This window comes from Methanobrevibacter sp. YE315, assembly GCF_001548675.1.
Classification (GTDB): domain Archaea; phylum Methanobacteriota; class Methanobacteria; order Methanobacteriales; family Methanobacteriaceae; genus Methanocatella.
In genome coordinates this window covers 1,576,337-1,588,929 of record NZ_CP010834.1, presented here as the reverse complement: position 1 = coordinate 1,588,929, position 12,593 = coordinate 1,576,337, and the positions used below count along the sequence as shown (strand labels likewise).

The window sequence follows — 12,593 nt, the reverse complement described above, 5'->3', positions numbered from 1 at the left end:
CTTTCTTTTAATTATACACTAATCTGAAAAGGATGGAGATTATCACATCTCTAACTAATTAATAGTTAAAATGATGAAAGTTATATAGTTTGTGAAATGTGGCCGTAGATGAATTAGAATGAGTATTAATTCTTTATTTGTATCTTTTTGAAAAATAGTTTTAAAAATAAAAAAAGGGAAAGGTTTCGAAATTTAGTCATTTGCTAAATTATCGAAGTAACCTTGGATAAATATAACTGGTGTTCCTTTATCTCCGGAACCGCTGGTCAAGTCACATAATGAGCCGATTAAATCGGTCAATACTCTTGGTGTGGTTCCTTCAGTAATCATTTGTCCAGTCAAGTCTTTATCTTTGTGTCTTATTTCTTCTTTAATAGCTTCTTTTAATTCATCGCCTTTCAAGTCAGCGAATTTATTGTCAGAAACATATTTTAATTTGATTTCATTTGGATATCCTACTAATCCGTCAGTATGTGCTGGTGAGACAACAGGGTCTGCCAATTCCCAAATCTTTCCAACAGGATCTTTGAATGCACCATCACCGTAAACCATCACTTCTATCTGTTTGCCGGTAAGGTCTATTAATCTTTTTTGCACTTCTCTGACTAATGTGTCGCCTGTTTTTGGGAATAGTTTTAATTTTTCTTCTGTTGCTTTGTTGGAACCAAGCAATCCGTAGTCAGGATTACAACCGGAATCTCCGATAGGTTCAGTTAAGACCTCGTGCAATCCGTATACATGTGCTCCTTTTTCTTTGAGTAATTTTGTGGTTTTTTCTCTTGTATGGATATCACAAGTTAAAACATCAGTGTTATAATCAAGAATTGTTTTTACATCATTGGAGAAGACAAATTCAACTTCACAGTCTTCGCTTTCGATTAATTCTCTGTAGAAGTCAATCATGTTTATTCCAGTGAATGGATGTTTCCATGAACCGAAGGTTTCATAGTATTCCTCTTCAGTTATGACACTTCCTAAATTGTATTCACTTTTATCTAGAATATTTTCATCTAAAATACCGTTTCCCACTTCATCTGCAGGGAAAGATGTTAAAAGAGTAATCTTGTCCATTCCTCTTGCAATACCTTTTAGAATAATGGAGAATCTGTTTCTACTTAAAATAGGGTTTGTTACTCCAATGTTTTTAGATGGGAATTTTTTTTGTAAATCTTGTGCAACATCATCCACGGTTACGTAATTTCCTTCTGATATACCTACAACCGCTTCTGTAATTGCAACGATATCTTTGTCTTTGAATTCAAATCCTTCACTTTCTTTTGCTTCCATTAATGAATCTACAACTATTGTGGCTAAATCATCGTTTTCTTTAATGATAGGTGTTCTTATTCCACGTACAACTGTACCAACACATCTCATGTTTTATAACTCCTATATGACTATAAGTGTTGTTGAATAAATTTCAACCTATATACTTTATATTTTTTATAATTATATAAATGTTAAGATTTCCTTTCATTTTTGACCTAATAAATCAAATCATATATATTAAAGTTTATGCAAATATTAATATATCAAAGTTAAATGGAGGGAAAAATATGAATTCTATTATTGCAGCTATATTATCCTTTTTCATTCCTGGTTTAGGTCAAGCTATCTCCGGGGATTTAAAGAAAGGTATAATCCTGTTTGTTGCAGCAATTGTTGTAGGTGCTCTTGCAGCTTTAGTATTCAGAAGTTGGTTTGTTAGCATTATCAACTTGCTAATTTCATTGTATGCTGCTTATGACGCATATCTGATGAATCAATAGGAAAATTGGATAAATTTTCTTTTTTTAATTTTTTTTATTAATTTTTTTTGAATTGTAAAATATTAGGGCATAAACAATCAATTCTTTCATAATCAACTATTTTTTCTAGTTTATGTTTCAATCAATAAATTTAATATATTTGTTAAATAGACTTTTTTATAAGGTGTTTATCATGGAATCAGTAGTAAATCTATTTAGTAATATGGTGCGTATGTATCCTGATAAAATTGCTTTAAAAGATAAATATGGTTCTTATTCTTATCATGAGCTTGACATGATTTCTAATGGTATAGCTCATTTCATTGTTAATGAATGCAATAATCAAGGAATTGACCTTGAAGCCAATATTGAAGCGGGAAAGGATGGTGAAAGGATTGGTATATTGCTTCCACGTAAAAAATTATTTGTCGCTACTTTATTGGGTATTATTAAAGCAGGATGCTGTGTTGTTAATGTTAATCCTGAATTTCCTAATCAGAGGAAAAATTACATTATCCATGATTCTAATTGCAGATGCATAATCTCCTCTTTGGATATTGATAAAACAGGCATTGAGGGCAATATTTTCGATATTGAGGATATTATCGGAAAGGATGAAAATTATATTAAAGATCCTATAAACTTATCAAATCTGGAAAATGAGGGGATGATTGCATATACTTCAGGGTCCACTGGAGTATCCAAAGGGGTTGTTCATAGACAGAAATTCTTTTCCATTTCAAATCTTAATTGTTGGCAGGACTTTTATGAATATACAAAAGATGATAATTTCGCATGCATGACAGGATTCTCTTTTACAATAGTATACTCTGAGTTATTAACACCAATCATCAACGGATCAACTTCATATATTCTGGATGAAGAAGAAAAATTGGATATTCCGAAAATTGTCAATATCATTCAAAACCATGGCATTACAGTCATGTCCATGCCTTCAAAGGTCTTGAGATACATTTCAAAAACATATCCTGATTTGAGCATTAAATTTGTTTATAGTGGAGGTGAAAAACTCCAGAACATTGAAACAAACAACTTTTTAGTTCTTGAGAATTATGGCTGCTCTGAGTGCGGATATGTGCTTAGTAATCTGATGAAAGAGGATGATTCACCGAGAGTTTTAGGCAAACCTGGTCCGTTTTGGAAGACATATCTGGTTGATGAAGACGGAAATGAAATCACTGAAAGCGGTGTTGTAGGAGAATTGTGTGTCTCTGGTGAGGGAGTATCCAAGGGATATCTGAACCTTCCGGAAGCGACCGAAGAGAAATATGTTGACTGTCCGTTTAGCGATGATGATATAATGTTCAAGACAGGAGACCTGATGTCCTTGGATGAAAATGGTCTTTTTGAGTATCACGGTAGAAATGACTTCATGGTTAACATTAATGGAATACGTGTGGAATTGGCTGAAGTTGAAATAGTAATTCAGGAGGATAAAGCTATTTCAGAAGTTGTCTGCACCCTTGAAAACATCCATGGTGGAGATAATTTAGTTTGCTATTTCGCCACAGAACACCCGATTGATGATGAAAAGGAATTTGTTTCAGCTATTAAAGATAGAATCGCTGAAAAATTACCTGATTATATGATTCCATCCATTTTTGTAAAATTGGATAAACTGCCAAGAAACATCAACGGAAAAATTGACCGAAGCAATCTTCCGGAAATTGATGTGTCCGCACATAAGGAAGAATTTGAAAAACCTACTTCAGAATTCGAAATTTTATTGGCAAATGCATTTTCCAAGATTTTAAGCATTGATGTCGAAGATATCAGTATTAATGATAACTTTTATGACCTGGGAGGTAATTCTGTACTTACTATGGAGTTATTGGATTATTTGAAAATGCATGAAATCTCTTCAATGGATATCTTTAAAGGACAATCCATTAAAGGCATTGTAAATCTTGTCGAATCAAAAACTTCAAAAAATAAGGAAAATCTATCAGCAAGGGAAAAAGAAGAAATGGCAAAATCTCATGATTTAACTCCATTCCAAAGACGTTTGCTTATAGATCAATCCTGTGAGTTCAATTCAACAGTCTGGAATATTCCTTTCCTGTTTTCATTAGATGAAGAGGTTGATGCAGAAAGGCTCAGGGAAGCATTACAAAAAACAATAGACAATCACCAAGTACTGTCCACAACTCTTGAAATTGATGGGGAAGCCCATATCAAGCAACGTTATATTGAAAATTTATTGCCTAAAGTTGCAATAGAAGAAATGACAGAAAAAGAGCTGGAAGACATTCTTCCTGATTTGGTAGTTCCGTTTAATATTTTTGGAGGTCCTTTAGCCAGATTCAGAATATTCAAAACAGAAAAAACCTGTTATCTATTCATGGATATCCATCACTTGATAGGCGACGGAACATCCTCAAACATTTTCTATAAAGACATTGTCTCTGCATACAGAGGTGAGGAACTGCCTGAGGATTATTATTTCTCATTTATTAAAGACATGGAGATTATTCATGAATCTTCCGACTATGAAAAGGCGGAAAAATATTACTTGGGCAAATATGGTGACCTGTCTAGTTGGGCATTATCTCCTAGCCATGATTTATCTGATGAAGGTTATGGTGTTGAAATTACAGGAATATGGCCTGCCGGATTGAGCGTTGAGGATATTGAAAAGGCAGAAGAAAGATTCAAAACTTCTAGAAACGTGCTTGCTGTTGTTGCAAGCCTTAAAGCATTAAGTGCTCAATCAGGTAACAGCAAAGTCCTTGTTAACTGGGTATACAATAACCGTAATAACCATGACTATGACAATACCATGGGATGTTTAATCAAGAGCCTGCCGGTAGGTTTGGACTTGAATGATTATGAAAATGATGAAGAAATCTTAAAAGAAATTAAAAATCAGGTTATTAACGGTATTGCCAACAGCAGTTATGAATATTTGTCTATAAACTATGAATCATTTACCACTGATACATTATTTGTAAATTACCTTGGAAAATTGCGTAATTCCGAAGGATTCCAATATTTCAAACCTGAATTGATGGAAGTGCCTAGAGAACGTGATATAGCTAAGATGAGAGTAGCTATTGCAGTAATGGAAGATGAAAACGATGAGATTCTCACGGGTGTTGAATATTGTTCCAGCATGTACTCTAAGGAAAATGCAGTTGAATTCCATGAATTGTTGAATAAAGAGTTTATTTCTTTAGTCAAAGAAGGTGGATAATATGGAAGAATATTTGTTGCTCCAATCCCAATTAGGAATCATGGCCTATTGTAATCTGTATCCTGATTCAACATATTACAATTTGCCTTTTATTGTGGAATTGTCTTCAGACATTGACCTTGAAAGATTATCTGAAGCCTGGAAAAAATTGTTTTTGTTAAGACCGGTATTCAGAACAAGATTCAGGATTAATGATGATGGCCGTTTTCTGCAGTTTGTTGATGATGAAATGGATATGCCTGTTAAAATCAGGCAGTCTAGCCATGAGGAATTAATGGATTACATTGAAAATGACTTTGTTCGCCCCTTTGACTTGTTGGGGAGCGAACCTTTAACCAGAGTTGAATTGGTAAATACGGAAAAGGGACCTTATTTATTATGGGATATCCATCATATTATTTCAGATTATACGGTTATAAATAAAGTAATACTGCAGGAAGACCTTTCACAATTGTATGAGACAATGACCCTGCCGGAAGAGGAGTACACATTATATGATGCAGTAAATGATGAACAGGAATCATTCTTAACCGAGGAATATAAGTCATCAAAGGATTATCTTTTAAAGAAATTTGAAAAATCCAATTTCATTACATTGGGAAATGAACTTGCCGATAATTTTGGGGAAATGATATGGGCGCACTCATATATTGACATTGAGCAATGCGATAATTGGTGTAAGGAAAACGGCATCAAACCAATAATGTTGTTTCAGGCCGCTTTTTCCCATGTAATGTCTGTAGTTACTAGAAATGAGGATTTTGCTTATTGGACAATTTATCATGGGCGTTTTGATCCGAAATTATGGCGCTGTTATGGAATGCATGCAAAAAGCATTCCTATAAAGAATGTCAATTCAAAAAATGTTAAAGTCATCGATTATTTAAAAGATTCCTACAATGAAATGAAATCTGCCATGGTGCACAGCAATTATCCGTTTACCCATTTTTGTGGAGAGATGGGGGTAAGGCCTAAATTATTCTTTAATTTTGTGGCTAAAAAGGATGTGAATTATGATGTTTTAATCGGAAATCATAAATTTCAGTTAATACATCTTAAACGAAATGATGCTAACGATGCGATTACAGTTCAAATTGGTTTAAGGGATTCCAACTATGAAATAAGGGTTGAATCTGGAGAAAATGTTTTGCCTATAAGAGGGCTTAATTTGTTAAGTGAATCAATTGCCAATGTAATTCATAATATGATGATGTTGCCTAATGCGGAATTAAGCGAGATACCTCTGATTCCATTAGATAACAAGGATGTGCTAAAAGAAATTATTGAATTGGGCAAAGGAAAAGAGATGCCTATTGATAAGGATGATAATATAGTTTCTGCATTTCAGCAAAATGCAATAAAACAACCGGATGCTGTTGCAGTCAATTACGATTCCAATGAATTCACATATTCTCAGATTGACAATATTTCCAATGCGGTTTCTTCTGTTTTGGCTGAAAAGGCCAATATCAAAAAAGGGGACGTGGTTGGAGTTTATATCTCACGAAGTGAGAGGATGATAACTTACCCGCTTGGAATAATGAAGCTTGGTGCAATATTCTTGCCTCTTGATATTAATTTGCCTCAAAAACGTATCGAGACAATGTGTAAAGATGCGGGTGTTAAAGCCATAATAGCCGATTCGGATATCGAAAGGAAAAATATTGGAGAGTTTAATGATATTATTTTAGATGAAAATGATTTTGAATTTGATAAAGCCGTTGAGGAATTCACTCCGGACATTCAACATGAAGACGGAGCAGTTATCCTATACACTTCAGGGTCAACCGGTAAGCCTAAAGGCGTAAAACTGATACATAAAGGTCTTATTAACTATTTCAGATGGATCACGGATGAGTTTGAATTAAATGCCAATGATAGATTATCCGCTTTTGCTTCATTTGGTTTTGATGCTCATTTAATTGATATCTATGCTGCGTTAACTAGCGGAGCATCAGTTTATGTAATGCCTGATGAAATAAGGAAAGACATAAATCTAATCCTTGAATTTTTGAATGAAAATAAGATTACTGTTGGCTTTTTCACAACAAGAATAGCTTATCTGCTTAATGGTTTGGACCATAATCTTAGGGTTGTTCTTTCTGGCGGTGAAAAGTTGCATCCACTTAAAGTTGAAAACTATAGGTTTATAAATGGATACGGTCCGACAGAATGCAGTATCTTTTCCACATGTTATGATGTTGTTGGTGAATCTGACGGCAGTATAATCGGAAAACCGTTATCAAATTATCAGCTGTTTGTTGTAGATAAGAATTACAATCTTCTGCTCCCTGGTCTGGTTGGTGAACTGTTGATTGGGGGAAATGGCGTATCTGCAGGTTATATAAATGTGCCTGAAGTTAATAAAGAACGATTCATTAATTTCAATCCTAATGATGAGATTAATTTGAAAGTATATAAAAGTGGAGATTTAGTATACCTGAATGAAGATGGTGATATCGTTTTCATTGGAAGGGATGACAAACAGGTTAAATTGAGAGGATTCAGAATTGAGCTTGATGAGATTGAAGAGACTGCATCAATGTTTGCGGGTATTGATGATGTTGTAGCCGATGTTAAAAATGATGTATTGTGTATTTATTATTGTTCTCAATTCCATATTTCCAAAGAATCATTTAAGAAATATCTATCTGAAAATCTGCCGGAGTACATGGTTCCTAGTTACTTTAAGCAACTTGAAGAATTGCCTTTGAATATTAATTCCAAAGTTAATCGGGATTTGTTGCCGAACCCTTCATTTGAACAGAATAAAGAATTTGAACCGCCTGAAGGATTATTTGAAAAAGCGGTTGCTTATGCATTTTCAAAAGTATTGAATATTACTAACCCTATTGACCGTAATGATGAATTTTCAAAATTAGGTGGGGATTCAATCAGTGTAATGATGCTGATAGTATCATTGAGGGCAATGAATATTGACATTACTGTTAAGGAAGTTTTAGACAGTCAAAAAGTCTGGAAAATCGCTGATAATGCCAGATATAAGGTATCTGCTCAAAGGATATCACAAGAACGATATGTGGGGGATGTTGATTTAACCCCTATTGTTAAGTATTTCTGGGATTTGGAACTTGAAAATCCTTCTTATTTCAATCAGGCAATGCTGTTTTCTGCATCACAGAGGATTGATGTTGATATTCTTGAAGAGGCAATGCGGACTATTGTTGATCATCATGACATTTTAAGGACAGTAATCAGAGATGGAAAAATGGTCATTGATGATGTTGATGAACATGAGTATTTCACAATAGAAATTTGTGAGTCCCTTGATTATCCTAGTGAAACAGAAAGGATTAATCGTGAAATAGACCTATTCAATGGACCTTTAATAAAATTGGCAATATTCAGGCAAGAAGATGAAGATAGATTGTACATTGCCATGCACCACCTTCTTGTTGACGGCATTTCCTGGAGGATAATTACTGAAGATTTGAACTTAGTTTATGCACAGATATTATACGATGAAAAAATCAGATTACCGATTAAGACAGGCTCTTATCAGGATTACGCTTTAGCTATTAACAGATATGCTTCCAATGAAGATTTGATTAAACAGGAAAGTTATTGGGATAATGTGATAAGTCAAATTAAAAAAGGAAGATATACTGACACCACATCAAAGAGAGTCATGAAAAAATTAGCTCTGAAATTCAACAAACAGAAAAGTTTAATGATTTTGTCCGATTGTTCCAGACAGTTCAATACTTCAATAAATGCAATATTTATTTCAGCTATTTTCAAAGCATGGAAAAAAGTCATGGGCGAAAACGAACTTTCATTTAGAGTTGAAGGGCATGGAAGGGAATACTTTGATGATGATTTGCTGATTGATAGGACTGTCGGCTGGTTTACAACATGTTATCCTGTATTCCTAAAATCCGATGCTGAAGATATGGAGGACATTATTAATTATGTTGGGGATAATCTATCGAACATTCCGCAAAATGGATTTGGTTTTCCTATTTTAAAGGGCATCAGAACCAAAAAAATACCTTTATTCACTTTCAATTATCTTGGTGAAATGAATAAGGTCAGTACCGGTGAAATGTTCGTTCCTAATTATCAACAGAATCTGGCAGGTTTTATCGGATCAGAAAATAATTACGGTTCAGATGTTAATCTGAATGGTTATTCTCTAAACCATGAAACTCATTTTGAATTGGAGTACAATAGTCAAAGATTCAGCGACCAGACCATGCTTGAATTCAAAAAGGAATTCACTAATGCTTTGGATGAAATCATATATTATAAAAAAGACATTATTTATGAAAATGACATACATTCTTTCTCAAATCATCCGGATAAAAAGAATTTATTCTTTATCCATCCAGCTAGTTATGGAAGCGAATTCTTCTATCATATGTCCGAGAAAATCAAGGATGACTATTCATTTTTCGTAATAGAACACTATAATATCACTCATAAGGAAGATAAAATCACCACTCTTGAAGAGCTGGCTAAGAAATATATTGATATTATGAAAAGTGTTCAACCAGAAGGGCCTTATTATTTAGGAGGGGTCTGTTTTGGAGGTGCAGTATCTTATGAAATGGCGATTCAACTTACAGAGCAAGGTGAAAAAGTTGAAAAGCTCATCATAATGGATGCCCATAATATAGCTGATGAGAATCTTCAGAAGTTAATAATTCAAGACCAAGTTCTACATGCAAGGGAATATCTAAATGATGAATTCGTGAGCGATGATGAGAACATGGAAGATATTGTTTATAATGTCAGATTGACTACAAAAATATGGCTTGATTATAAGCCGGGCTATTATTATGGCGGTGAAGTTCTCTATTTCAGAGCTAATAAAAAACCTGAAGAGGATTTATCGATTGCAGCCGATAAAATGTACGATTATGTATTAGCAAGAAGGGCAGGAGGTTATGACGGAAGAATACCGGAGGATAAACTATCAATAATTCAAATACCAGTAGAACACAATGACATTATATCTCAGGACGCATTGGAATATATCGTTCCCGCTATGAAAAAATTTATTTATGGGGGTTAGGACTCATGAAAAAGGAAAATATCGTTGTAATTGAAGCCACTTCATCAAGCATTAATTATATTCATGAAATAGAGAAGTTAGGATATCATCCTGTTTGCGTTGAATTATACTGCGATGAAGAAGAAAGGGAAATGCAAAGGGGTTTACATGATCTGCAATATGCGCTGATAACCGATAATCCAGATATTCTTTTAGCCGATGAAAGCTATGAAAAGACATTTGAAATGATAAAAGAATTGGATCCAATATTAATAATTCCCGGTTCTGATTCAGGCATTGTTTGGGCGAATAAAATGTCTTATGAATTAGGATTGCCATGCAATAATCCAGCAATCCTTCAAAAAATGATGAATAAAAGATGTATGCAGGAATCACTTAAAAAATCAAACTTAAGATACATAAAAAGTAAAGCAGTAACTTCACTTAAAGAGGTTGAGGAATTTATTTCAGAAACAGACTCCTCTAAATACGTTATAAAATCTGGAATAGGTCAGGCTTCAATTGGTGTTTGCATATGTAAGAATATGGATGAAATAATTGAAGCTATGAAGGTCAACAAAGATTTGGATGTATTGGATAACGATGAAATGATTATACAGGAATATATCGGTGGTGATGAATATATTGTCGATTCTGTCTCATGCAATGGTGTGAATAGAATCACTGCCGGATATAAATATGAAAAAATCCAAATTGAAGGTGGAGCTGCAATTTATGATTATTCGATTTCAGTAGATGAAAGCGATCCTTTGTTTAATGAAATTATTGAGTATCACAAGAAAGTTATTCCCGCAATTGGAATTGAATATGGTGCAATACATGGGGAATACAAAGTCGACGACAAGGGACCGGTACTCATGGAAGTAAACTGCAGGGTATCCGGAGGTTTACAGCTTTATTCAGTGGAAAATAAGGCTTGGGGAGAAAACCATGCCGGCGCTGCTCTGGAGGCATACTTGAATTTGGATGAATTCCAGGAAAAATTAAATAATGAATTGGAAATTTATCAGTATTATGTCAATAAAGATTTAATCATGCCGGAGGAATGTTTTGTTCTGGAATCTCATGTAGAAACTGTTTTTGAAGAGTTAGATTCATTTAATTATTCTGTATCCTTTGGAGAAAATAAAGTTTATCCAAAAACTGTGGATTTGTCCACTGCTGCAGGTTTAGTTCACTTAACTAATAAGGATTGGAATAAATTAATGGACGATGTTAATTTTGTTCGGAAAATGGAAAAAGAGGAAATTGATAAAATCTTCACTATAAAGACGGAAAATAATGCATAATGAAATAGAGGGTTATAATTGGCAAAGAAGAATATTGTGGTAATTGAAGCCACTTCATCCGGTATTAATTATATTCATGAAATAGAGAAGTTAGGATATCATCCGGTTTGCGTTGAATTATATCGTGGTGAAGAGGAAAAAGAGATGCAAAGGTTTTTGCATGATGTGCAGTATGCACTGGTAACTGATAAGAATCCTGATATTCTTTCAGCCGATGAAAGCTATGAAAAGACATTTGAAATGATAAAAGAATTGGATCCAATATTAATAATTCCAGGTTCTGATGCAGGTCTTGTTTGGGCAAATAAGATGGCATATGAATTGGGATTGCCTGGAAACAAGCCAGAACTTTTAATTAAAATGACTAATAAGCGATGCATGCAGGAATCACTTAAAAAATCAAACTTGAGATACATAAAAAGCAAAGCCATCACATCATTTGAGGAAGCTAAGGAATTCATGTCTGAAAATGATTTTTCTAAAGTCATCATAAAGCCTAGCATCGGTCAGGCTTCGGTTGGAGTTTGCTTATGCGAAAATGACGATGAGTTAAAACATGCAATAGATTTAAACAAGGACATTGAACTGTTTGATAATGATGAAATGATTATACAGGAATATATTGAGGGTGAAGAATACGTTGTTGATTCAGTCTCATGCAAGGGCATCAACAGAACCATTGCAAGATATAAGTATAAAAATGTCCCAAATGTAAGTGAGGCTGCAACACGGGATTATTTAATAAGCGTTGATGAAGATGACCCTAATATTAAAGAGATTATGGAATATCACAAAAAGGTAATCCCAGCTATTGGAATTGAATATGGGGCGATACATGCCGAATACAAATTTGACAGCAAAGGGCCTGTGCTCATGGAAGTAAACTGCAGGGTGAATGGCGGAATGCAGATATATTCGGTTGAAGATAAGGCTTGGGGAGAAAGTCACGCGTGTGCGGCTCTTGAAGCGTATTTGGATTCAGATAGATTCCATGAAAAATTAAATAAAGAATTAAAGATTAATAATTATTATGTAAGAAAATATCTAATCATGCCAAAAGAATGCTTTGTTCTTGAATCTCATGTAAATGATGTTTTTAAGGATTTGGAATCATTTAATGTGGCTATAGAATTTGGAGGCAATAGGTTTTATCCAAAAACTGTAAATTTATCTACCATCGGAGGCATAATTCACCTAACACATGGAAACAAGGATAAATTGATGGAAGATGTTGCTTTTATCCAGAGAATGGAAAAAGAAGAAATTGAAAAAATATTCACGATTGAAAAATAAGAGGTTTATAT

Annotated in this window: 6 protein-coding genes; 5 read left to right on the top strand and 1 reads right to left on the bottom strand. The window is 34.0% G+C overall.

Annotation, left to right across the window (positions count from 1 at the left end; all coding sequences use genetic code 11):
- Nucleotides 1–192: 192 nt before the first annotated feature.
- Complete coding sequence (locus TL18_RS07115) at nt 193–1,377, bottom strand: coenzyme F420-0:L-glutamate ligase (protein WP_067043502.1); 1,185 nt, start codon at nt 1,375–1,377, stop codon at nt 193–195.
- A gap of 179 nt (nt 1,378–1,556) precedes the next feature.
- Between TL18_RS07115 and TL18_RS07110 the strand changes: the two genes are divergently transcribed.
- From TL18_RS07110 to TL18_RS07090, 5 genes are all read left to right on the top strand, one after another.
- Nucleotides 1,557–1,769 (top strand): hypothetical protein, encoded by a 213-nt coding sequence (locus TL18_RS07110; protein ID WP_067043499.1) that lies wholly within the window; start codon nt 1,557–1,559, stop codon nt 1,767–1,769.
- A gap of 172 nt (nt 1,770–1,941) precedes the next feature.
- Nucleotides 1,942–4,962, top strand: a complete 3,021-nt coding sequence (locus TL18_RS07105; protein ID WP_197031820.1) for a non-ribosomal peptide synthetase — start codon at nt 1,942–1,944, stop codon at nt 4,960–4,962.
- A 1-nt stretch (nt 4,963) separates the two neighbouring features.
- Complete coding sequence (locus TL18_RS07100; protein ID WP_067043493.1) at nt 4,964–10,000, top strand: non-ribosomal peptide synthetase; 5,037 nt, start codon at nt 4,964–4,966, stop codon at nt 9,998–10,000.
- A 5-nt stretch (nt 10,001–10,005) separates the two neighbouring features.
- The gene (locus TL18_RS07095) at nt 10,006–11,289 is read left to right on the top strand and encodes an ATP-grasp domain-containing protein (RefSeq protein ID WP_067043490.1); all 1,284 of its coding nucleotides are present in this window, start codon (nt 10,006–10,008) and stop codon (nt 11,287–11,289) included.
- An 18-nt stretch (nt 11,290–11,307) separates the two neighbouring features.
- Entirely contained in the window at nt 11,308–12,582 is a 1,275-nt protein-coding gene (locus TL18_RS07090) for an ATP-grasp domain-containing protein (protein ID WP_067043487.1), read from the top strand.
- Nucleotides 12,583–12,593: the final 11 nt, after the last annotated feature.